Source organism: Vreelandella halophytica, assembly GCF_968193635.1.
The window spans coordinates 1,021,407-1,043,678 of sequence record NZ_OZ309107.1; the positions used below are offsets into that span (position 1 = coordinate 1,021,407).

A 22,272-nucleotide genomic window follows, 5' to 3' on the forward strand; every position below is an offset into this window, starting at 1 on the left:
AGCCCTTTTATGGCCACTTTGCAGCTTCACAACATCGTCAAACGCTTTGCCGACACCGAGGTCATCAAGGGCGTCAGTCTGGACGTCGAGGATCGTGAGTTCGTGGTCTTCGTTGGGCCCTCGGGGTGCGGTAAATCGACCCTAATGCGCATGATCGCGGGGCTGGAGAGCGCATCGAGCGGCGATATCCTGATCGACGGCCAGCGCATGAACGATGTAGGCCCGGCGGATCGGGGGCTGGCGATGGTGTTTCAAAGCTACGCGCTCTACCCGCACATGAGCGTCGAAGCCAATATGGGCTTTTCCATGCGGCTGGCCGGGGTGCCCAAGGCGAAAAGGCGCGAGAAAGTGCTGGCGGCAGCAAAAATTTTGCAGCTCGAGCCGCTTTTGGACCGCAAACCCAAGGCGCTCTCCGGCGGGCAGCGCCAGCGCGTGGCCATTGGCCGGGCCATCGTGCGTAATCCCAGTATCTTTTTGTTCGACGAGCCGCTATCGAATCTGGACGCCGCGCTCAGAGTACAGATGCGCATCGAGCTCGCCAGGCTCCACGAGGAGCTCAACGCCACCATGATCTACGTCACCCACGACCAGATCGAGGCGATGACCATGGCCGACAAGATAGTCGTGCTCCAGGACGGCATCGTGGAGCAGGTAGGCTCGCCCATGGCGCTCTATCACCATCCGCGCAACCGCTTCGTGGCAGGCTTTATCGGCTCGCCGAAAATGAATTTTTTCGAAGTAGGCGTCGTGTCCAGCGAGGCAAGTGGGGTGAGTGTCGCGCTGCCCGGCGGCGGGCAGTGCCGCGTGCCGGTCGATGGCAAAGCCACCGAGCAGGGCGAGACGCTCGAGCTCGGCATTCGCCCGGAGCACTTAAAGCTCAATGAGGCGGGCGAGCTAAGCGGCACCATTCAAGTACTCGAACGGCTGGGCGGCCAAACCTCGCTGTACGTCAAGATGAACGACCAGCTCATAACCCTCATGGCGGATGGCGATGTGGCCTATCGGGTGCACGACACCGTGCGTTTTGGCTTCGACGCCGAGCGCGCGCATCTTTTCGACCAGCACGGCCTGGCCCTTGAAAGTCTGGCCTTGCACCCGCTGGCGAACCTGACCCGCCAGGATAACCGTGGCTTGCCGACGGATGCGCCGGGCCACACCGAGACAGCGTCATGAGCGCGGTAATATTCGACTGCGATGGCGTACTGGTGGATAGCGAAGTCCTCGCCGAAGATACGCTGGAGGCGCATCTCAAAGCGTGGCTGCCGGATGTCGACGTGGCACGCGAGCTTGGCCAGGCGCTGGGTATGACCACCTCCAACATTTTGCGTCACCTGCAAACCCTGAGCCGCCATACGCTGCCCGACGACGCCGTTGAGCAGGTCGATACGGCCATCGAAGCGCGCCTTGCCCGGGAGCTTCGTGCCATCGACGGGGCGTTTGAGGCGATCAGCGCGATCCCCTTTGCCATGGCCGTGGTGTCCAACAGCAATCGGCGCCGGATCGAGGCGTCGCTCGATTCGACGGGGTTGGCCGTGGCGCTTAAAAACGCCCCGATACTGAGTGCCGACCAGGTACCCGCCCCCAAGCCCGACCCGGCGATTTACCGGCTGGCGGCCCAAACCCTGGGCGTTTCGCCCCATCACTGCCTGGCGGTCGAAGATAGCGTGGCGGGCGTGCGTTCGGCAGTGGCCGCCGGGCTTACCGTGGTGGGCTTTGTGGGGGCCAGCCACATTGGTGAGGATCAGGCCGACCGGCTGGTCGAGGCGGGCGCCTGGCAGGTGGCGTTTCATATGCGTGAGCTGGGTGTGCTGATCGACACCTGGCACACTCGCACGCCCAACGACGCGACCACGCCCTCTTTCTAACCGCATCGCCAATCCCGGGATTACCCACTGCCAGGAGAGCCCTCATGACCCAACTCAGCAATCAAACGCTCACCACGCTCGACCCGGGGGTCAAGCTACCCACCTACGACCGGCGCGCCGTCAAGGCGGGCATCGTGCATATCGGCGTGGGCGGTTTTCACCGCGCCCACCAGGCCATGTATCTCGATGGGTTGATGAACGAAGGCCAGGCGCTGGACTGGGGCATCATCGGCGTCGGCGTGATGCCCGGGGACAAGCGCATGAAAGAGGTACTGGCAGGCCAGGACCATCTCTACACTTTGGTGGTCAAGCACCCGGACGGCGAGTACGCCCCCAGGGTGATCGGGAGTATGGTCGACTATCTGTTCGCCCCGGAAGAGACCCAGGCGGTCATCGAAGCCATGGCCGACCCGGCCATCAAAATCGTCTCGCTGACCGTGACCGAGGGCGGCTATAACGTGCACCCGGTCAGCGGGGCGTTCAATCTCGATAATCCGCTGATCCAGCGCGATTTGGCCGAGCCGACCGCGCCTGCTTCGAGTTTCGGCCTGGTGGTCGAGGCGCTGGTGCGCCGCCGCGAACGGGGCGTGGCGCCGTTCACCGTCATGTCCTGCGATAACATCCAGGGCAACGGCGATGTTGCCCGGCGCATGTTTGGCGCTTTTGCCAGCGCCCGGGATGAGGCGCTCGGCGAGTGGCTGACCCGCGAAGTCGCCTTTCCCAACGCCATGGTGGACCGCATTACACCGGTCACCACGCAAAACGATATCGACGAGCTTAAAAGCCGCTTTGGCCTGGAGGACGACTGGCCGGTGGTGTGCGAACCCTTCACCCAGTGGGTGCTGGAGGACCACTTTCCGCTGGGCCGCCCGGCGCTTGAGAACGTGGGCGTACAGCTGGTCGAAGACGTCGAACCCTTCGAGCTGATGAAGCTGCGTCTTTTGAACGCCAGCCACCAGGCATTGACCTATTTCGGGTATCTCGCGGGCTACCGCTACGCCCACCAGGTGTGCCAGGACCCGCTGTTCGTCGAGTTCCTGCTGCGCTACATGAAAGAGGAGGGCGCCCCCACGCTGCCGCCGGTGCCGGGGATCGACTTGCCTGCCTACCAGCACACGCTGATCGAACGCTTTGCGAACCCGCAAATTCGGGACACGTTGGCCAGGCTTTGCGCCGAAAGCTCGGACCGTATCCCGAAGTGGCTGGTGCCGGTGGTTCGCCATCAGCTCGAACACGGCGGCCAGGTAGCGCTCAGCGCCAGCGTTATCGCCAGCTGGGCGCGCTACGCCGAAGGCGTGGACGAGCAGGGCGAGCCCATCGAGGTGGTCGATGCCCTGCGCGAGCAGCTTACCGAGATTGCCCGGCAAAACCGCACGCGCCCCGAGGCGTTCGTCGAAAACCGCGAGCTGTTTGGCGATCTCGCCGACGACCCGCGCTTTATGCAGGCGTACCTGGCCGCCCTGGACCTGCTGCACGAACGCGGCGCCCGCGCTACGCTTGAAGCTCTGGTGGCCTTTGAGGAAAGTTCTTGATGTATATCGGGATCGATTGCGGCACGCAAAGTACCAAGGTAGTGGTGGTGGATGTCGAAAAGGGCGTGATCCTGGGCGAGGCCAGCCGCCCTCATCGGTTGGATGAAGGCGAGCAGGGCCGCCGCGAGCAGGCCCCGGCCCAGTGGCTGGCGGCGCTCAAGGGGGCCTTCGGTGAGGCCATCCAGTGCGCGGGGATTACCGCGCGCCAGGTGCGCGCCATCGGCGTGTCCGGCCAGCAGCACGGTATGGTGGCACTGGACGCCGACGGCGTGCCGGTCTACCCGGCCAAGCTCTGGTGCGATACCGAAACCAGTGCCGAAAACAGCGCCCTGGTCGAGCGCTTGGGCGGCGAGGCGGGCTGTCTCGACAAGCTCGGTTTGGTGCTGCAAACCGGCTATACCGCCTCCAAAATCGCTTGGCTTCGCGAGCACCACCCGGACGCCTACCGGCGCATCGCGACGATTTTGCTCCCTCATGACTACATCAACTTCTGGCTGACCGGCGAGCGGGTGACCGAAGCCGGCGACGCCTCCGGCACCGGCTATTTCGACACCCGCACCAGCGACTGGCAGCTCGAAGTGTTCCACCAGATCGCCCCGGAGCTCGACCCTGCCCGGGTGCTGCCAAGGCTCATCGAACCCGACGCCCCGGCGGGCGTCGTGCGGGCGCAGGTCGCCTCTGAGCTGGGCCTTGCGGATAACGTCGTCGTCTCCTCTGGCGGTGGCGATAACATGCTCGGCGCTATCGGCACCGGCAATATCACCCGCGGGCTGATTACCCTGAGCCTGGGCACCTCCGGCACGGTATGCGCCTACTCCCCCCAACCGGTCGCCACCGACAACGCCATGGTGGCCAACTTCTGCGCCAGCCACGGCGGCTGGCTGCCGCTCATTTGCACCATGAACGTCACCTCGGCCACTACCCGCGTACGCGAGCTTTTCGACCTCGATCTAAACGCCTTCGCCGAGCGCGTGGCCAGCGCCCCGATCGGCGCCGAGGGGATAACCTGCTTGCCTTTCTTCAACGGCGAGCGGGTGCCGATGCTGCCCGCCGCCACCGGCGATTTTCTGGGGCTGACCAGCCTCAACATGAGCCAGGCCAATGTGTGCCGAGCGGTGATGGAAGGGGCCACTTTCGGGCTTCGCTACGGGTTGGATCTTTTAGGCGATCTCACCGCCGGTGCCAGCCAGATTCGGCTAAGCGGTGGTGGGGCGAAAAGCCCGGTATGGCGCCAAATGGTGGCCGATATCACCGGTATCGATGTCATCTGCCCCGAAGTGACCGACGCCGCCGCCCTCGGCGCGGCGCTGCAGGCGGCCTGGTGCGAGCAAAAGCCCCAAGGCACCACGTTGGAGGCCTTGTGCAAGCGGCTGGTGCATCTGGATGCGGGCTCGCGGGCCGAGCCGGACCCGGCGCGGGTCGACGCCTATCAACAGGTGTACCAGCGCTATCGTGAGGCGCTCGAGGGGCGCCACGGCATTGCCTAACGCCTGCGCCTCCCTGTAGCGTTATCGCTATAATGTGATAATGACGCTGGGGGAGGGGAATACCGTGAACACCGAGCTACAGGATATTCTAAGCGTGCTGGCGCTCGAGCCGCGGGGCTCGCTCACTCCGCTCAGCGGGGGCGATATCGCCGCCGTGTTCGAGCTCGATACGGCCCACGGCACGGTCGTTATCAAGCAGGACGATCCGGCAAGGCTGCGCGGCGAGGCGGAAGGGCTTCGCGCGCTGAAAGGGGCGGGCTCTTCACTGGTGATTCCCGAGGTGCTCGGTCAATCCGGGCAGTGGCTGGTGATCGAGGCGCTGCACACCGTGCCCGAAACCGCCCGGGCCAGTGTCGAGCTTGGCGAAGGGCTTCGTGAACTGCACAGCGTGATCGGCAGCCAGCACGGCTGGGTGCACGACAACGCCTGCGGCCGCACCCCCCAACCCAACGCCCCGCTAAGCGACGGACGCGCTTTCCAGCGCGAGCGGCGTTTGCGGGCGCTAAGCCAGGCCTGCCTCGAGCAAGCCTTGATCAGCCCCGCACTGGGCGAGCGTATCGACGCCCAGGCCCGGGCCCTGGAGCAGTGGCTGCCGGATGCCTCGCCTAGCCTGGTGCATGGCGATTTATGGTCGGGTAACGTGCTCTACACCGCCCGCGGCCCCGCGCTGATCGACCCCGCCGTTTACCGCCACTACCCGGAAGTCGATCTGGCCATGCTGACGCTTTTCGGCAGCCCCGATGAACGCTTTTTCGACGCCTACTGGAACGGCTACGCCCCCAACGACTGGCCCCGGCGCGAAGCGCTTTTTCAACTCTACCCGTTGCTCAATCACGTGCTGCTATTTGGCGGCATGTACTTAAGCGGGGTCGAGCGCTGCGTGAACCGGCTGGAGCAGTACGCCGCGTAAGACGCAAGCGGTTGAAGCGGGCCTCGAGGGCGGTATCCCTCGATAAAAAAAGGCCGATGTTAGAAGTACACGCTTTTCACCCTTTTGACTAAAGTAAGGTGCGCTAGTCTTGACGTTTGGCGAGACACAGATTTTCTAGAACTTCAAGGCTAGCATACATACATGAATGTAACTATAATGCCACCCTTTCACACTCCCACTGTGTGGCGCACCATCCCACGTTGACACCTAGAGGCACTCCCATGCGACTGGCAAACTGGGCAGTCAATGCCCCCTTACGCCCTTTATTGTTAGCCGTGCTGACAAGCTCCTTCGTACTGCCCGCCCAAGCGGCGGACCTGATTACCATCACCCGCGATGCGCTCAACAACAACGCCGAGCTTGCCTCCGCGCGTTCCGAATTTTCCGGTGTAGAAGCCGCGCGAGACGTGGTGGGCGGGGAACTGCTTCCCCAGGTCAACGCCTCGGGCAACGTGGTACATAACCGCCAATACGAAAGTCAGTCGGCGGGTCGAGTCGAGCCGACCAACCCGACCGGCGGCGCCGGGGGTGGGGGCACACCCGCCACCGGCGCTCCGGCGAGTGAAGACAGCTACAACAATGTCTCGCTCTCGCTAGAAGCGACCCAGGCACTGTTCAACGCGGCGACCGCTCGCCAGGTCGACCAGGCCGAGCGCCAAATCGACCAGCAGGTGTATGTGCTGGCGGCGACCGAGCAGCAGCTGTTGATCGACGTGGTGTCGGCGTACTTCGATATTCTGCGCGCCTATGAAGTGCTCGAAGCGCGCCGCGCCCAGGAACGTGCGATCGGCCGTCAGTTGGAGCAGTCCAGCGAGCAGTTCGAGGTGGGTCTGATCGCGATTACCGAGGTAGAGGAGGCGCGTTCGAGCTTCGATCAGTCCCGCGCCGAACGCATCACGGCCGAGAGCAACCTACAGGTGGCGTTCGAGCGGCTGGAGCAGTTGACCGGCCGCCGCTACGCCAACATCGAGTCCCTCGGCGATATGCCGGTCGGCCTGCCTGCGCCCAGCGAGCGCGACTATTGGGTCGAACAGGCGCTCGAGCGCAACCCGCAGGTGCTGGCTCAGCGCGCAGGTATCGAAGTCTCCCGCGCCGGCGTCGAAGTCGCCCGGGCCGGGCGCTTGCCGTCTCTGCAGGCGTTCGCCAACTATCAGTATTCAGACTCCGACATCGACTATCTCGACGGCCACAATGCCTCGAGCCAGCTCGGGGTATCGGCAAGTGTTCCTCTCTATACCGGCGGCAGCACCAGCGCCAACATTCGCCAGAACACCTACCAGCTCGAGAGCAGCCAGTACGATTTCGAGTCCCAGCGGCGCACCACCATTCAGCAGGTTCGCTCGCTGTACACCCAAGTCAGCAACAACGTGGAAACCGTCGATGCCCGCCAGCAGGCGATCGTCTCGACGCGAAGCGCCCTGGAGGCGACCCAGGCCGGTTACGAAGTCGGCACGCGTAATATCGTCGACGTGCTCAACGCCGAGCAGAACCTGTATAACGCGATCGCCAACTACGCCGAGTCGCGCTACGACTACGTGATCAATCTACTGTCACTGCGTCAACAGTCCGGGCTTTTGGACGTCGCCGCGCTCGAGGAAGTCAACGGTTGGCTGACCGGCGAAGACGTCAATTTCACGCTGCCCGAAACCAACGAGGGCGACGACTACCAGCGCGCGCTGGATATCGGCGCGCCGCCCCGGCCGGAATCCTCGCCGTCGACCAGTTATTCCTCAGAAGAGTACGCCCCCGCCCGCCGTCAGTCCGGCGGTTATCCTGCCGGCGGCCAGCAGGGCGGCGCCCCCTACGGCGGTGGCCAGCAAGGCGGCTATCCGGCAGGGGGTAGCCAATCCGGCGCTTACTCTCCCGGCGGCCCAGACAGTGGCCAATCGGGCACCTATTGATACCAGGGGCTGTGGACGCAGCCCCGTGTAGCTATCCGTCAAAATACAGAAATGAATGGGAATACCACGTATGAGCAGAGTGATTCACTCAACGAGAGCGAGTCTGGTGACGTTGATAGCTGCACTGGCGCTAAGTGCCTGTGGCGGGGATGAAGAGCCCCAACAGCAGCAACAATCCGCGCAAGAGCAGCCGCCGCATGCAGTCGAGGTGGCCGAGGTCGAGCGCCAGGATTTACCGATCAACAAATCCTACCCCTCGATGCTTAGAAGCGATAACGAAGTCGTGCTGATCGCGCGGGTCGACGGCGCTTTGGAAGAGCGCCACTTTCAACCAGGCCAGATGGTCGAGCAGGGCGATTCGCTCTACACTATCGAGCCGGACCGCTACGAAGCCACGACCAACCAGCGCCAGGCGGACCTTGAAAGCGCCCGCGCTCAGGCCTCGCGGGCCCAGCGCGACGCCGAGCGTTTCGAGCAGCTTTTAAGTCAGAACTCGGTGAGCCGTCAGCAGTACGACCAGGCCGTATCCGATCAGCGCGTCGCCCAGGCCAACGTTACTCAGGCCCAGGCCGCGCTCTCCAGTGCCAATCTGGATCTCGACTACTCCAACGTGACTGCGCCGGTCAGCGGTTTGATCAGCTTGAGCCAGATCAACCTGGGCAACGTGGTCACTTCGGGAACCGAGCTTGCCACGATTACGCCGCTCGACCCGCTGGAAGTTCGTTTTCAACTGCCCCAGCGCGATGCCTTCGAGCTGCGCCGTCAGATGAACGACGACGACACCAACTCCACCATCGTCGCTCGGCTGAGTGTGCCCGGCCTTAGCGGCAGCGCCGACGCCGAGCTCGAAGGCGAGCTCGATTTCCTGGGGTCCCGGGTGGATGGGGGCACCAGCACCGTGCAAGCCTCGGCGACCTTCGCCAACCCGGACGGCGCGGTGCTGCCGGGCCAGTTCGTGCGTGTGCGCCTGGATGGCCTCAAGCGCTTCAACGTCATCGCCATACCGGAAATCGCGGCTACTCAGGGCCTGATGGGCCCGCGCGTCTTCGTATTGGACGACGAGAACAAGGCGCGCGAGCGTACCGTGCAACTCGGCGACATCGCCGGCCCCTGGCAGATCATTCTGGACGGGCTCGAAGAGGGCGAACGCGTGATCGTGGGTGACCCCGCCGGCATCGAGCCGGGCATGGTCATCGACCCCCAGCCCTTCGACGGCGACGCCGACGATATCGTCGAAGACGTGGAAGAGGCCGAAGCCGAAGAGGAGCGCGAGCAAGCCGAGGAAGCTTCCGAAATGGCGGGCGGCGGTATGCCGGCCGGTGAAGGGGAAGAGGGTGCGCAATAATGAACTTCTCTAACTTCTTCATCAGCCGACCGATTTTCGCCACGGTACTGGCGATCATCCTGACGCTGGTAGGGGTCATGGCGATGCGGGTGCTGCCGATCGAGCAGTACCCCAGCGTGGTGCCGCCGACCGTCTCGGTTCAGGCCCAGTTCCCCGGGGCCGATGCCGAAACCGTGGCGCAAACGGTGGCCGCACCGCTGGCCGAGGCGATCAACGGCGTCGAGGACATGCTCTACATGACCTCCAACAGCGCCGATAACGGCATCATGAGCCTGAGCGTGGCGTTCAACATCGGCACCGATGGCGACATCAACACCATCAACGTCAACAACCGCGTGCAAGGGGCGCTCTCCCAGCTCCCCGAAGAGGTGCAGTCTCAAGGGGTGACGGTCGAGCTGCGCTCGGACTCCATTCTAATGCTGATCGCGTTGACGTCGCCTAACGACGACTACAACAACGTCTACATGCAGAACTACGCCACGCTCAACATTCTCGACGAGCTGCGCCAGGTACCTGGCGTGGGTAACGCCGAGGTGTTGGGGGGCGGCGAGTTCGCCATGCGGATCTGGATGGACCCGGACAAGCTGGCACAGTACGACCTGACCCCCAGCGAGGTGGCCAGTGCCATTCGATCGCAAAATACCGAGGTACCCGCGGGTAACCTCGCCTCCGCACCCCAGGGCGAGCCCCGCGCGTACACCTATACGTTGACCGCGGGCGGGCGTCTCAACGACCCGGACGACTTCCGCGACATCTACCTGCGCACCAACCCGGACGGCTCGTCGCTGCGCCTCGAGGACGTCGCGCGGATCGAGCTGGGCGCTTCCTTCTACGGCATCAGCGCGCGGCTGAACGGCTCGACGATGACGCCGATCATCATCAACCAGCAGCCCGGCGCCAACGCGCTCTCCACTGCCGAGGCGGTGCGCGACGCCATGGACGAGGTTGCCGGACGCTTTCCGCCGGGGCTCGAGTACGTCACGCCCTACGACACCACGCTATTCATCGACGCCTCGGTGGAAACGGTCTTCCACACCTTCATCGAAGCCTTCCTGATCGTCATCGTCATTCTGTTCATCTTTTTGCAGAATTGGCGCTTTACGGTCATCGCCATGTCGGTGGTGCCGGTCTCGGTCATCGGTACCTTCGCCGGCTTCTACATGTTCGATTTCTCGATCAACCTGCTGACCCTGTTCGCGATGGTGCTGTCGATCGGGATCGTGGTGGATGACGCCATCCTGGTGGTGGAGAACGTCGAGCGCGTGCTCAGCGAAGACGAAGATATCACCGTGCGCGATGCCACCGCCCAGGCAATGCGTGAGGTCGGCGGGCCCGTAATCGCGACGTCCTTGATCATGGCGGCGGTGTTCGTGCCCGTCGCGTTTTTGGGTGGGTTCACCGGCCAGATCTACCAGCAGTTCGCCATCACCGTGGCGATCTCGGTAGCGCTCTCCGCCATCATGGCGCTGACCTTCACCCCGGCGCTGTCGGCGATCTTCATCAAGCACAACCTGAACCACGACCGGCCGTCGAAGTTCCGCCGCGCGATCTCCACGCCGCTACGCCTGTTCGATCGGATGTTCGCCGGTATTACCGCCGTCTACATGTGGTTCGTGAAGAAGCTGGTGCGCTTCTGGCTGCTGGCGCTGGCGCTTACCCTGGCGGTGGGCGCGGGCTCCTACTGGCTCTTTGTCTCCTCGCCCTCCAGTCTGGTGCCGGAAACCGACCAGGGGGTCGCGCTGGTCAGCGTATCGCTGCCCGACGCCGCCTCGCTGGATCGTACCGAGAACTACATGTCGAAGCTGAGCGCGGCGATCGAAGAGATCGACGGCGTACAGTACTCCTCGTCGGTGGCGGGCTACGATCTGCTGGCGGGCTCGGTGAACACCGCCCGCGGGGTCATCTTCGTCAACATGCTGCCCTGGGGCGATCGCGACCTGTCCGTCGAAGGACTGGTGGGGCAGATCATGCAGCTGGGCGCGGGGATCGATGGCGGTACCGCCATGGCCTTCAACGTGCCACCGATTCTCGGACTCTCGACCACGGGCGGCTTTACCGGCTACCTGCAGTCCTTCGAGGGCGCCTCGCCCCGGGAGATCTACGAAGCTTCGCTGCAAGTGATGGGCGCGGCCAACGAGCACCCGGCGCTCAATCAGGTATTCTCGACGTTCAACGTCAACGTGCCGTCTTATCGTGCCGAGATCGACCAGCAGAAGGCGCTCAGTTACGGCGTGCCGTTGGAGAACATCAACTCGGCGCTCTCCAATACCTTCGGTAACGGGTTCGTCAACTTCTTCAGCTATCAAAACCGTAACTTCCAGGTCTACCTGCAAAATGAGGACGAGTTCCGCAAGACGCCGGACGACATCAACAATGTCTTCGTGCGCGGCGGCAGTGGCGAGCGCATTCCGCTCTCCGAGTTCGTGACCCTCGAGCGTCAGGTCGGGGCCTCGGTGATTTCCCGCTTCGGCGTGTACACCGGTGCCCAGTTCCAGGGCGGCCCCGCCGAGGGCTATAGCTCCAGCGAGGCCATCGAGGCGATGGACCAGGTGGTGCAAGAAACCCTCGGCTCCAACTGGGGCATGGGCTGGACCGGCACGGCGTATCAGGAAGCCAACATGGGCAATGCCGCAAGCCTTGCGATCATCTTCGGTATCCTGATGGTGTTCTTGATTCTCGCGGCGCAGTACGAAAGCTGGGCGCTACCGCTGGCGGTACTCACCGCGACACCGTTTGCTTTCCTTGGTGGTATCGGCGGCATCGCGCTGCGTGGTCTGGACACCAGTGTCTATGTGCAGATCGGCATGCTGGTGGTGGTTGGTCTCGCGGCCAAGAACGCCATCCTGATCGTCGAGTTCGCCGAGTTGCAGCGCAAGGAGGAGGGCAAGAGCATTCGCGAGGCCGCGATTACCGCCGCGGAGCTTCGCTTTAGGCCGATCGTGATGACATCGCTTGCCTTCATCTTCGGTACGCTGCCCTTGGCACTGGCGACCGGCGCAAGTGACGTGAGCAGCCACCATATCGGCACCACGGTGGCGATGGGCATGCTCTCGGTGGCGATTCTAGGCAGCCTCTTCGTGCCAAGCTTCTACGCCATGATCGCCTATAGCGCTGACTGGCTACAGCGCAAGCGTAAAGGCAACAAGCACGATGAGCGCTTGGAGCACCAGAGCGAATAACGTATTCAGTCGTTTTAGATACGCTATTCACGTAAAGCGGGCCCTTCGGGGCCCGCTTTTTTATGGCCCCCTTGATCGCCGTCAAAGTGCACTTGGGCAAAAGCGCGTAATTTGACCTAAACTTGCTTATGAAACGTTTAGGCTTGTACCAAAAACCACAACAACAGGCCAAAACCGACCAGGCAACCACCTGGAGGAGGACACGCCATGCAACCGATTCTCTCGGCCGCTTTATTATTTCCTACTATCGTCTTTACGTTCGTGCTCGGCTTGTTAGCGCTTTACTGGCTGCTGGTGTTGGTCAGAATCGCCCCGCTCGAGCTGTTCGAACACGACAGCCTGCGCGATGACCACATGGCCAGCACGCTGGTATCGCTTGGGTTTACCGGTGTGCCGGCGACGCTTGCGCTGACCATACTGATGCTACTGGCCGGTGGCATGACGCTTACGCTGGAACTTTTGGTACTGCGCTGGCTGGAGCTTGGCATGCTGCGCGTGCCGCTCGGCGTGGTGATCGTTTGGGGGGCGCTGGCCATTGCCTCGCCCCTGGCCGCCGCTATTTGCCAGGGCCTGGCACGGGGGCTTAACCGCTTTGCGCCTTTCAAGCGCCGTAGCCTTTTGGGGGTAACCGTCGAGGTGACCACGCTCGAAGGTGCCGAGCTTGCCCAGGCGGTGGTGGCGCACAGGCCGCGCTGTAGTGTGAAGCTTCATTGCAAGGAAGATGACGCATTCAACGTTGGCGAGCGCCGGGTACTGGTCAAGTATCTCGAGGACGAAGGCGCCTACCGCAGCGTAGAGGAGCAAACCTACATGGACACCCGCCAGCGTTTGAACACGCTGCGCCTGCGCCACAAACATCAGGGCGCCGCCGCGCACTCCCAGTCTTTATGAGAAGCAAAAGCCCGCCTTATAGGCGGGCTTTTTACAGGCAAGTTCCTGGCAGCGTTCTTTGTAGAGTAACGAGGGCAGAGTCAGGGAGATTCAGCCGTTTTGATGGCGTATCAACTTGATGAGCGTCTCGATGATTTCCGCACCGCGCTCGCTTAGCGAGTAGCTTTCCGGGGCTCTGAGCCAGTCATGAAAAAGCCCGCCCAGGGTGGCCTGCACCAGGCGCGTGGCAACTTCCGGCGTTACGCCTTCGCGCAGCTGCTGTTGTTGGCTGGCCATTTTGAACAGGCAGAGCATTTCATTGAAACACTCTTCGTTGATCTCTTTTTGCATCTCGAGCGGGTTGATGTCGCTAAAAAACTCGCAGCGGTGCAGCAAGATGGAGAGGATGCGCCGGTGCGAGGGTTTCTCCAAACGCCGCATGCCCGCCAGGCACGCCAACTGTATGGCGTCCACGGGCGAGACGTTGGGGTCGACATTCTTGACCTCTTCGACCAGCGATTGAAAAGGCATGCGCACGCGCTCGACCAGCCCCATGAACAAATCGCCCTTGTTCTTGAAGTGCCAGTAAACCGCGCCGCGGGTCACCCCGGCGTGGCGGGCCACCTGCTCGAGCGAGGTGCGGGCAACGCCTTTATCGAAAAACACCTCTTCAGCTGCGTTGAGCAGAGCTTCACGCGTCGCTGCCGCTTCTGCCTTGGTTTTTCTAGCCATAACGCAACCCTGATAACTACCTCGAAAGAGAGACATTTTATCTGAAATGCCGCCTTTTTACATTCAAAACTGTATGGTTAGCTGACCAATGTCATCATCGATGACAATTAACGTTTAATCTGGTGTAAAAGAGTGACTCATTCGGGGCACCCGCGCCGCTTTAGGCCGCGCTTTCATCACATCGATAGGAACCGTCATGGCACAAGCACCGTTCAAGATAGCAGGCCACACTCTTCAGCCCGGCCAGCGGCTGCAAATCGATGTGCCGGTCGCGCGCCTTTACACCCACACGCCGCTGCATATCTCCATCGAGGTCGTTCACGGGCGCAGGCCCGGGCCGGTCATGATGGTGTGCGGCGGTATTCACGGCGACGAGATCAACGGTGTGGAAATCGTGCGGCGTCTGCTGCGCTCGCGCTCGATCAAAAGCCTGCGCGGCACCTTGATCGCCGTTCCCGTGGTCAACGTGTTCGGCTTTCTCCAGCAAACCCGTTACCTTCCGGACCGGCGCGATTTGAACCGCTGCTTTCCCGGCAGTGAAAAGGGCTCGCTTGGCGGGCGCATCGCCGCGCTGTTGCGCGAAGAGATCGTCGATCACGCCACGCACATCATCGACCTGCACACCGGCGCTATTCACCGCACCAACCTGCCGCAAATTCGCGCGCAGCTCGAACCCGACAGCGAAACCGCCCGCATGGCGGACGCCTTCGGCGCCCCGGTCATCTTGAACGCCGAGCTGCGCGAGGGCAGCCTTCGTCACTACGCCCAGAACCGGGGTATCCCGGTGCTCACCTACGAAGCCGGCGAGGCGCTGCGCTTCGACGAGTGGGCGATTGCGCCGGGGGTGCGCGGTATTTTGCGCGTCATGCGCCGGCTCAAGATGCTTTCCGGCGAGCAGCGCCGCCGCCTGCCGGCCCCGGCGGAGCTTGCCAACGGTTCCAGCTGGGCGCGCGCGCCGATCGACGGCATCCTGCGGCCCAAGGTGCGCCTGGGGGCCCGGGTCTCCAAGGGCGAGGTGCTGGGTAAGGTCGCCGACCCCTTCGGTAACGACGAGGGAGACGTGCTGGCCATGGCCGACGGTATCGTGATCGGCATGAGCCGCTTGCCGTTGGCCAACGAAGGCGAGGCGCTCTACCACATTGCCCGCTTCGACGAGATCGAAGAGGCGGAAACCGCGATCGAAAGCTTCCAGTCGAGCCTGGAGCCCGTCTCCGACCCCATGTATTGAAGATGTATTGAACATGTATTGAAAAAAGTGCTTTTGAACGCTGTGCCCATTCGCCGGTTTTCATGTCCTCCGGCTTTGATGTCCGCCGTTTTAACGTCATAGCTTAAAGCGTTGAAGTGGCGAGTAGTCGATGGTTTATAGCTATGGGTGCTATAGCAAGCCGTTGGCCCGAGTACATGGCATGATAAGCCCATCCTGGCTATAACTGATGGACACATACACACGCCAGCATCAACCAATGGGCGACTTGCCAAAGCCCAAAACGAAGGTGGCCCTTTAGAGGCCCCGGATCGTGACATGGAGGAAGGTATGACGAACGGTAAATCCAATAACACCACCACCGACGCCGGTATTCCGGTAGCCAGCGACGAGCATTCGCTCTCCGTAGGCCCGGACGGCCCGATCGTACTGCACGATCATTATTTGATGGAGCAAATGGCGGCCTTCAACCGGGAAATGATTCCGGACCGCCAACCCCACGCCAAAGGCGGCGGTGCTTTTGGGCATTTCGAGGTGACGCACGACGTCAGCCAGTACACCCGGGCGAAGTTCCTGCAGCCGGGTAAGAGAACCGAAATGCTCGCGCGCTTCTCCACGGTGGCCGGCGAAGGCGGAAGCCCGGATACCTGGCGCGACCCACGGGGCTTCTCGCTGAAGTTTTACACCGAAGACGGCAACTTCGACATGGTGGGCAACAACACCCCCGTGTTCTTCGTGCGCGACCCGCTCAAGTTCCAGCACTTCATCCACTCGCAGAAGCGCCGCGCCGACAACGGCCTGCGCGATCACGACATGCAGTGGGACTTCTGGTCGCTTTCGCCGGAATCCGCCCATCAGGTCACCTGGTTGATGGGCGACCGCGGCGTGCCGGCTAGCTGGCGCCACATGAACGGCTACTCCAGCCATACCTATATGTGGGTCAACGACAAGAGTGAGCGTTTCTGGGTCAAGTACCACTTCAAGACCGACCAGGGCATCAAGTGCATGACCCAAGAGCAGGCCGACGAAATGGCGGGTACCGACGCGGACTACCACCGTCGCGATCTGTTCGACGCCATCAAGCGCGGTGAACACCCGACCTGGACGCTACAAGTCCAGATCATGCCCTTCGAGGATGCCAAGACCTACCACATCAACCCGTTCGACCTGACCAAGGTGTGGCCGCACGACGACTACCCGCTGCAGGAAGTGGGCAGGATGACCCTCGACCGTAACCCGACCGATTTCCACACCGAAATCGAGCAGGCGGCGTTCCAGCCCAGCAACTCCGTGCCGGGTACCGGCTTCTCGCCGGACAAGATGCTGCTGGCGCGGGTCATCTCCTACGCCGATGCCCACCGTGCCCGCTTGGGTATCAATTACCAGCAGATCCCGGTCAACGCCCCGAAAGCCGAGGTGAACAGCTACGCCAAGGGCGGCCGGATGCGTGTTGCCAACACGTCGGACCCGGTCTACGCGCCCAACAGCAAGGGCGGCGCCCACGCCGACCCGAACGCCTTCCCGGAAGACGCAGTATGGGAAGCCGATGGCGAGCTGGTACGCGCCGCCTACACGCTGCGCCCGGGCGATGGCGACTTCAACCAGGCCAACGACTTGGTCAACAAGGTAATGGACGACGCGGCCCGTGACCGTTTGGTGAGCAACATCGTCGGCCACGTTTCCAGCGGCGTGGAAGAGCCGGTTCTGTCCCGCGTATTCGAGTACTGGAAAAACGTCGATCAAACGATCGGCGAGCGCGTCGAAAAAGGCGTCATGGAAAATCGCCGGAAAGAAGGCAAGTAACGCCCCAGGGCGTTCGCTAAAACGAACCCGCCACGGCTGACCGTGGCGGGTTTTTTTATGCGCTGGTTTCGGGCTCGCGGACCAGGCTTAGCGCTTCATCGAACAAGCGCAGGCCTGCGCCCTCCTTATGGGCGTTTTCAGAAAGGTGGCGGCGAAAACGCCGCCCGCCGGAACAGCCCTGAAAGAGCCCCAGCAGGTGGCGGGTAATATGGTTGAGCTTGGCGCCCTCATCCAACCGCATCTGAATATAGGGCTTGAACGCCTGAGCCGCCTCCAGGCGCGTGGCCGCCGGTCCCGGCTCACCAAAGATCGCCTGGTCCACCCCGGCCAGAAGCCACGGGTTCTGGTACGCTTCGCGGCCCACCATGACGCTGTCTACGTGCTCGAGCTGGGCCTGGCACTCATCGAGGGTTTTAAGTCCGCCGTTGATGCCGATATGAAGCGCCGGGTTCGCCGCCTTCAAGCGGTGTACGCGCGGGTAGTTCAGCGGCGGCACGTCCCGGTTCTGCTTGGGCGACAAGCCCTGTAGCCAGGCCTTGCGCGCGTGCACGCTAAATGTGGTGCAGCCAGCATCCGCGACCATGTCGATAAACCGCGCCAGGTCCGCGTCTTCGTCCTGGTCGTCGATACCGATCCGGCACTTAACGGTCACCGGAATAGTGACCGCCGCCTGCATGGCCTTCACCGCCGCCGCCACTTTCTCCGGGTAGCCCATCAAACACGCCCCGATCAGGTTGTTCTGCACCCGGTCGCTGGGGCAACCCACGTTCAGGTTCACCTCGTCGTAGCCCCACTCTTGGGCAATCGCCGCGCACTCGGCCAGCTCCCCCGCGTCGCTGCCGCCCAACTGCAGCGCAATCGGATGCTCGACTTCGTTGTAACCCAAAAACCGCTCCCGCGGCGAGCCATGCAAAATCGCCCCGGTGGTCACCATCTCGGTGTAGAGCAGGGTGCGCTTGGTCAGGGTACGGGCGAATGCTCTGTAGTCTCTCGTAGTCCAGTCCATCATAGGGGCCACTGAAAATCGGCGGCCTCGGCCTGCGCTATTTTCGATAGTTAAATCAGTCATTTAGATAATTTCTTTAGCTGTATAAAAATACAGCTATAATGGTGTTGGGTGCTTGAAAATGCATCCTGAGTGTACTCGGCGGAGACGAATTCAAAAATCAGTAGCATGGTACACAGCAGGTGCTTTCCAGGGACGTAAAGAGGTTTGGCGGCTATTGTACGGAAGAAAGAGGAGCGCTCCCAGAGCCAGCGTCGAGCTACAGTGACATGGAAGAGTCGTCAAGCGTCTACTGGCGTTTCTAAGCGCATAATTGAGACCAAAGACCAGTGCTATTGCGATGGTGCGTATGATTTTGGTGGGTTAAGCTCGCTTAACCAAAATGCAGAGTCGACTGGGTAGTGACTCGACCCGGCGAGGATCGTGAACGAACAGGTGCGCGAAGATAGGACACCCTGGCGGATGTTGACTGGGTGCTGGTGAACCGGGCGAACCGCGATCTGAAGCAGGAAGGGGTGTTCTTGCTGCTGCTGAGTGGGGAGCGGCGGATCAAGCGGGTGCAGCGCTTGGCCGGGCGCGCGCTGTATTTGATTAGTGATAACGAGCTGTACCAGCCCGAGATGATCAAGCCGCAGGATATGGGGGGCTGGAGATTCTGGGGCGATGTGAAATTCGAATTGGGCTGTCGGCTTATGGTTCATCGTCGAACAGCGACGGAGTGGCGCAGTGTATGGCTATGATGCGTGAAAGCCAACCTCAAGCCTATGAACTGCGCTCTCGTATCGCGGGGCTACCTTATAGCGTGTCTAAATCCAATCTGGATATGGCATATGGCGGTCATTGATCTGAATCGTTGTCTATCGTGCGTACCTGATGCTGTTTCCAGCTTTGAAAAGGCTAAAACACTGATTGATACCGCAGAGCAGTATTTGAATTAATTTACTTTGGCACGCTGCTACTAGCCGGAGATGGTCAAGTCGCAGGATTTTTTTAATCGAGATAATACTAAGTATTTAATTAAGGTTAAGGTTATGGCTATGGCTAAAACTACAAAAGTTATTCGTTATTTTAGATGTGTTTCTAATGATACTGCTTTTGACTTGGAAAGATTAATATGCTTTTCAAGAGAGCTGGTGTGTACTGTTGCCGAATCAGAATGGCGTCAAGTTGATGAAGTTGTAAGAATTCAGCATTATCGACAAGAAGAGCAAGGAGTACTATTGCACTTTGTACGCTATGTGCCCGGAGAGAGTAGCGATACTCTTTTACCTGGTGCGCAGGGAGAAGAAGATAACGAAGAACTTCATCCTGCTCCACAAGGCATGGAGTATAAGGACGGTGATTTTTTCATGTATTGCCGTGGTCATGATGTTATTGCAACGTCCCATGGTAGAAATATGCATCATTCAAAAATTGCGCAGTATTTAAAATATTACTTCCAAATAGCAACCATTGACGAAAATAACCCAGAAGGCATTGAGTATAGGTTTGAATTAAGTACTGCACTTGATTTAGAAAAATATCAAGTAATTGAAAAACATGGTGTATCAAAAGTAGAGTTTTCAGCTAGTGCTTATAGTGCGAGCTTTAACGCGCAGCATCATCATGGAAATTGGTTTAGAACTTATATTTTAGAAGCTGCGGCTAACGCTGTTAGAAACAGGCTTGGGCGATTTGATGATGAAGCTCAAATGACAGCAATGGAAGATTTAATTGTCGAAGGCACTGTTAAGCTAAAGGGTAATACAAGAGCTGATGATATTGCTAAATCTCAGCTTAGAGAAATTGCTGAAGAAGCGATAGAAGATGATGGTATTGTCATATATACTCATGATGGAGAACCTTTGCAATCTCAAGATATGAGATTGCAAACAAGGTCTTCAGTAGATAAAGTTGGTAAGAGTGTATATTATGATAGTGTATGGAGTAAGTTAAAGCTTTATTATAGGAAGTTAGAGAGAGATCGATTATTAGGTCAATAAAATGAAAAAAATTGATTTTGACTGGTTTGCTCTAATTAAGTTTTTAGCTATATGTCTATTTGCAGCGTTAGCTGCATTTTATGGGCAGCCGTTGATACATGATAACTCGGATGCGTCAGATGTTCTAATTAATGTTTTTTCAATTTTGGCAGGTTTTCTTGTGGCGGTAATGACTATCATGGGTGAACCTGTTTTTCATCGAAAAAGGACATGGAGATATAATAAAGTAGCGCGTGATAATTACGTCAAGTCTTTAGTTAGGCATAAGGATCTTTTTCATGCTTATCTTATTACTTTGGCTTTAATCTTTTTGTCACGTTTAGTTGATGATGACGCCTTTCCACTTATTCATTTGTGGCTTGAACGATCGTTTGTCTTTTTTTCAGTCATCGCTTTTCTATTTTCTATAGTTTTACCTGACAAGCTCATTAACAAGCAATTAGAGAAGTATGATGATCAAGTTGAAGAAAAAAAGTTAAAATAGCATTGTTTTTTGAATAAGTGAAAGTTTTGTAAATGTTTGATCTGATAAAACCTTATTAAAGGTTGTTAGCTTAAGTTTTTTCTTGATTAGCGGCTCTGTGAGCCGCACACTCATTCCTATAAGCCACCATCAACTCATCCCAGTTCGTCGTATACTGCGGACTGCGATGAGCACAGCGCAGGTGCCAAGGCGCGTTCTTCTCCGGTAGCCCCATCCGCACCTGCCTTTCCCTATCTTTTCGTCCAGCGCATCCATGTTGGCCATGAGCTGCTGGCTGCGCTGGCGGTTTTCGTCGGTTTGTGGGGTATTCATCAGGCTAAGCTGTTGGCCGTGCTGGTCGGTGAGGTCGAGCATCATCACGCTGGCTTTCTTATAGGCGTGCTTAGGCTGGCGCCGGTCGCAGTGAAAGTTTCCCAAGCGAGGCTCTTTTGCGCCACTTCAAAAGATTCACGATGATGAGCAATTGCCAAGGAGAACCGGCCTACAAGACTTAACCTCCGCGCATGCAGGCTTTTTCGATGGAAGCTTGTCGATGAAATCAGCCCGTTTGCCGCGCCCGGGCCAACTCGGCCATGGCGACGCGCGAAAGAAACCCTGAGCGAGACTTGTCGCCAGGATGGCGAGCCACGAAGTCGTCGATCTGTTTGAGCAGTAAGTCGGGCATGGTGACGTTGATCTTGTGGCTCTTGCCCAGGTACGGGGCGATGTCGATCTCGACCACGGCCCAGATCCAGCCGGCGAAGTCGGGGTTATCCATGTGGTGTTCGATGGACGTGGCCTCGGGAATGGGATCGCCCACCTCGACGGCCACTTCCAGCCAGCCTTCGATGGCTTCCCGGGCGTTGGCCAAGGCATCTTCAAAGGTGTCACCGGCCGAATGGCAGCCGGGGAGGTCGGGCACCACAACGCCATAGGCGTGCTGTTCGTCGCCGCGTTCGACGGCAATGGGAAATAACATGGCTCTTCTCTCTCTGTAATGCTCAGTGGGGCCGCAGTGGTGAGCCTCATTCGAGGCCAGCGCTTTTCCTGATTGCTTTGACCAGGCCCGTTTGTAGATCCTTTTTAGGATGCGGCACGGTGATCGTGCCGGGCTTGGTCGGGTGTCGAAAGTGGTGGTGGCTGCCCTTGATTCTGACGAGCTCCCAGCCCTCCGCTTCCAACTCCTTGATCAGTGCTCTGCTGTTCACCTCCGGCCCCTTTACCCATCGTTATAGGGTTACTATAACCCCGTAAAAATAAAAGAGTCAAAAAAGCGCACGGCTCCACATTCGTAAAGGTTGACCGGATTCCGATGGCAAGCCCCTGAGCATTAGTGACGCACCCACGTCTTTAATGGTATAGCGTAGAGGGTCACGTTCGGTGAGAGGAGAGGGTATGCGCAAAGCACGTGGTGTTATCGCCGGAGCGGTGGTGGGCCTTTTACTGCTGGCTGGCTGCAACGAGCAGATGGAGGAGGCGCCCACGGCCGATGAGGTGCCCAACAATGCCGTGCAAAGCGAAGGCGAAGAGCGCGTTGAGACACCCTCGCTCGAGGTGAGCTTTTCGCTTCACGCCCAACTGCGCTCCGACCGGCGCTTGATGGTGGAAGGTGAGTCCAACCTGCCGGACGGCGCGCGCGTGCAGGTCATCGTCGAGCGCGAGCTGAGCCGCGTGCGCTGGCAGTCGCGTACCCTGGTAAGCGGTGGCACCTTTACCGCGGGCCCCTTTGGCTCGGGCAGCGGGCTGCCGGATGGCGGTTATCTCGTGCGTGTGCAGTCGAGCGAAGCCAGCGTTCAGCCTCGTGCCGTGCAGGAGATCATTGGGCCTCGGGGGGATTACTTGAGCGGCGAGCTCGTTACACAAACTCGCCACGGGTTGGGGCAGGTGGCCACCTACTCACGGCGCTTTTTGGTGGGGAGTGAGCCAAGACGCACGCGTGACCAGGTGGAAATTATCGAAGAATGACGTA

General features: G+C 59.9%; 21 protein-coding genes. 15 read left to right on the forward strand and 6 right to left on the reverse strand.

Annotated elements, in window-relative coordinates; genetic code table 11:
• The first annotated feature begins 9 nt into the window (after nucleotides 1-9).
• The 9 genes from ACWHXT_RS04830 to ACWHXT_RS04870 all read left to right on the forward strand — a co-directional run bounded on the left by ACWHXT_RS04830 (nucleotide 10) and on the right by ACWHXT_RS04870 (nucleotide 13,131).
• Nucleotides 10-1,173 (forward strand): ABC transporter ATP-binding protein, encoded by a 1,164-nt coding sequence (locus ACWHXT_RS04830; RefSeq protein ID WP_447957459.1) that lies wholly within the window; start codon nucleotides 10-12, stop codon nucleotides 1,171-1,173.
• A complete protein-coding gene (locus ACWHXT_RS04835; protein WP_447957460.1) occupies nucleotides 1,170-1,865 on the forward strand; it encodes an HAD family hydrolase in 696 nt (231 codons plus the stop codon). The genes ACWHXT_RS04830 and ACWHXT_RS04835 overlap by 4 nt, the downstream gene beginning before the upstream one ends.
• Before the next feature lie 44 nt (nucleotides 1,866-1,909).
• A complete protein-coding gene (locus ACWHXT_RS04840; protein ID WP_447957461.1) occupies nucleotides 1,910-3,397 on the forward strand; it encodes a mannitol dehydrogenase family protein in 1,488 nt (495 codons plus the stop codon).
• The gene (gene xylB / locus ACWHXT_RS04845; RefSeq protein ID WP_447957462.1) at nucleotides 3,397-4,884 is read left to right on the forward strand and encodes a xylulokinase; all 1,488 of its coding nucleotides are present in this window, start codon (nucleotides 3,397-3,399) and stop codon (nucleotides 4,882-4,884) included. The genes ACWHXT_RS04840 and xylB overlap by 1 nt, the downstream gene beginning before the upstream one ends.
• A gap of 64 nt (nucleotides 4,885-4,948) precedes the next feature.
• Nucleotides 4,949-5,794 carry a fructosamine kinase family protein gene (locus tag ACWHXT_RS04850; RefSeq protein ID WP_447957463.1) on the forward strand — a complete coding sequence of 282 codons (846 nt, stop codon included), beginning with the start codon at nucleotides 4,949-4,951 and terminating at the stop codon, nucleotides 5,792-5,794.
• Between the two features lie 242 nt (nucleotides 5,795-6,036).
• Nucleotides 6,037-7,716 carry a TolC family outer membrane protein gene (locus ACWHXT_RS04855; RefSeq protein WP_447957464.1) on the forward strand — a complete coding sequence of 560 codons (1,680 nt, stop codon included), beginning with the start codon at nucleotides 6,037-6,039 and terminating at the stop codon, nucleotides 7,714-7,716.
• 70 nt (nucleotides 7,717-7,786) lie between these two features.
• Nucleotides 7,787-9,061, forward strand: coding sequence for an efflux RND transporter periplasmic adaptor subunit (locus ACWHXT_RS04860; protein ID WP_447957465.1), 1,275 nt, complete (start codon nucleotides 7,787-7,789; stop codon nucleotides 9,059-9,061).
• Nucleotides 9,061-12,240: an efflux RND transporter permease subunit gene (locus tag ACWHXT_RS04865; protein WP_447957466.1), complete on the forward strand. Its 3,180-nt coding sequence runs from the start codon at nucleotides 9,061-9,063 to the stop codon at nucleotides 12,238-12,240. The genes ACWHXT_RS04860 and ACWHXT_RS04865 overlap by 1 nt, the downstream gene beginning before the upstream one ends.
• 207 nt (nucleotides 12,241-12,447) lie before the next feature.
• Nucleotides 12,448-13,131 (forward strand): hypothetical protein, encoded by a 684-nt coding sequence (locus ACWHXT_RS04870; RefSeq protein ID WP_447957467.1) that lies wholly within the window; start codon nucleotides 12,448-12,450, stop codon nucleotides 13,129-13,131.
• Nucleotides 13,132-13,221: 90 nt separating this feature from the next.
• Here ACWHXT_RS04870 and ACWHXT_RS04875 read toward each other — a convergent pair whose 3' ends face one another.
• Entirely contained in the window at nucleotides 13,222-13,842 is a 621-nt protein-coding gene (locus ACWHXT_RS04875) for a TetR family transcriptional regulator (RefSeq protein ID WP_447957468.1), read from the reverse strand.
• 196 nt (nucleotides 13,843-14,038) lie between these two features.
• Between ACWHXT_RS04875 and ACWHXT_RS04880 the strand changes: the two genes are divergently transcribed.
• Together ACWHXT_RS04880 and ACWHXT_RS04885 are read left to right on the forward strand one after the other, a co-directional pair.
• Nucleotides 14,039-15,070 carry a succinylglutamate desuccinylase/aspartoacylase family protein gene (locus ACWHXT_RS04880; protein ID WP_447928356.1) on the forward strand — a complete coding sequence of 344 codons (1,032 nt, stop codon included), beginning with the start codon at nucleotides 14,039-14,041 and terminating at the stop codon, nucleotides 15,068-15,070.
• A 309-nt stretch (nucleotides 15,071-15,379) separates the two neighbouring features.
• The gene (locus ACWHXT_RS04885; protein WP_447957469.1) at nucleotides 15,380-16,852 is read left to right on the forward strand and encodes a catalase; all 1,473 of its coding nucleotides are present in this window, start codon (nucleotides 15,380-15,382) and stop codon (nucleotides 16,850-16,852) included.
• 55 nt (nucleotides 16,853-16,907) lie between these two features.
• Here the strand turns inward: ACWHXT_RS04885 and dusA are convergent, their stop codons facing one another.
• Nucleotides 16,908-17,921: a tRNA dihydrouridine(20/20a) synthase DusA gene (dusA, locus tag ACWHXT_RS04890; protein WP_447957470.1), complete on the reverse strand. Its 1,014-nt coding sequence runs from the start codon at nucleotides 17,919-17,921 to the stop codon at nucleotides 16,908-16,910.
• Between the two features lie 392 nt (nucleotides 17,922-18,313).
• Between dusA and ACWHXT_RS04895 the strand changes: the two genes are divergently transcribed.
• From ACWHXT_RS04895 to ACWHXT_RS04905, 3 genes are all read left to right on the forward strand, one after another.
• Nucleotides 18,314-18,598: a S24 family peptidase gene (locus ACWHXT_RS04895; RefSeq protein ID WP_447958009.1), complete on the forward strand. Its 285-nt coding sequence runs from the start codon at nucleotides 18,314-18,316 to the stop codon at nucleotides 18,596-18,598.
• A 297-nt stretch (nucleotides 18,599-18,895) separates the two neighbouring features.
• Nucleotides 18,896-19,840 (forward strand): hypothetical protein, encoded by a 945-nt coding sequence (locus ACWHXT_RS04900; protein ID WP_447957471.1) that lies wholly within the window; start codon nucleotides 18,896-18,898, stop codon nucleotides 19,838-19,840.
• 1 nt (nucleotide 19,841) lies between these two features.
• The gene (locus tag ACWHXT_RS04905) at nucleotides 19,842-20,324 is read left to right on the forward strand and encodes a hypothetical protein (RefSeq protein ID WP_447957472.1); all 483 of its coding nucleotides are present in this window, start codon (nucleotides 19,842-19,844) and stop codon (nucleotides 20,322-20,324) included.
• 70 nt (nucleotides 20,325-20,394) lie between these two features.
• On the opposite strand, the gene ACWHXT_RS04910 is transcribed toward ACWHXT_RS04905, so the two are convergent.
• From ACWHXT_RS04910 to ACWHXT_RS04925, 4 genes are all read right to left on the reverse strand, one after another.
• On the reverse strand, nucleotides 20,395-20,505 hold the full coding sequence (locus ACWHXT_RS04910) for a DUF4113 domain-containing protein (protein WP_447958010.1): 111 nt from the start codon (nucleotides 20,503-20,505) through the stop codon (nucleotides 20,395-20,397).
• Nucleotides 20,454-20,741: a hypothetical protein gene (locus ACWHXT_RS04915; protein ID WP_447958067.1), complete on the reverse strand. Its 288-nt coding sequence runs from the start codon at nucleotides 20,739-20,741 to the stop codon at nucleotides 20,454-20,456. The genes ACWHXT_RS04910 and ACWHXT_RS04915 overlap by 52 nt, the downstream gene beginning before the upstream one ends.
• A gap of 121 nt (nucleotides 20,742-20,862) precedes the next feature.
• Nucleotides 20,863-21,282 carry a type II toxin-antitoxin system HicB family antitoxin gene (locus tag ACWHXT_RS04920; RefSeq protein WP_447957473.1) on the reverse strand — a complete coding sequence of 140 codons (420 nt, stop codon included), beginning with the start codon at nucleotides 21,280-21,282 and terminating at the stop codon, nucleotides 20,863-20,865.
• Nucleotides 21,283-21,328: 46 nt separating this feature from the next.
• On the reverse strand, nucleotides 21,329-21,511 hold the full coding sequence (locus ACWHXT_RS04925; protein WP_447957474.1) for a type II toxin-antitoxin system HicA family toxin: 183 nt from the start codon (nucleotides 21,509-21,511) through the stop codon (nucleotides 21,329-21,331).
• 187 nt (nucleotides 21,512-21,698) lie between these two features.
• Here ACWHXT_RS04925 and ACWHXT_RS04930 point away from each other — a divergent pair, with 187 nt between their 5' ends.
• Nucleotides 21,699-22,268 carry a hypothetical protein gene (locus ACWHXT_RS04930; RefSeq protein ID WP_447957475.1) on the forward strand — a complete coding sequence of 190 codons (570 nt, stop codon included), beginning with the start codon at nucleotides 21,699-21,701 and terminating at the stop codon, nucleotides 22,266-22,268.
• The last annotated feature ends 4 nt before the right edge of the window (nucleotides 22,269-22,272 follow it).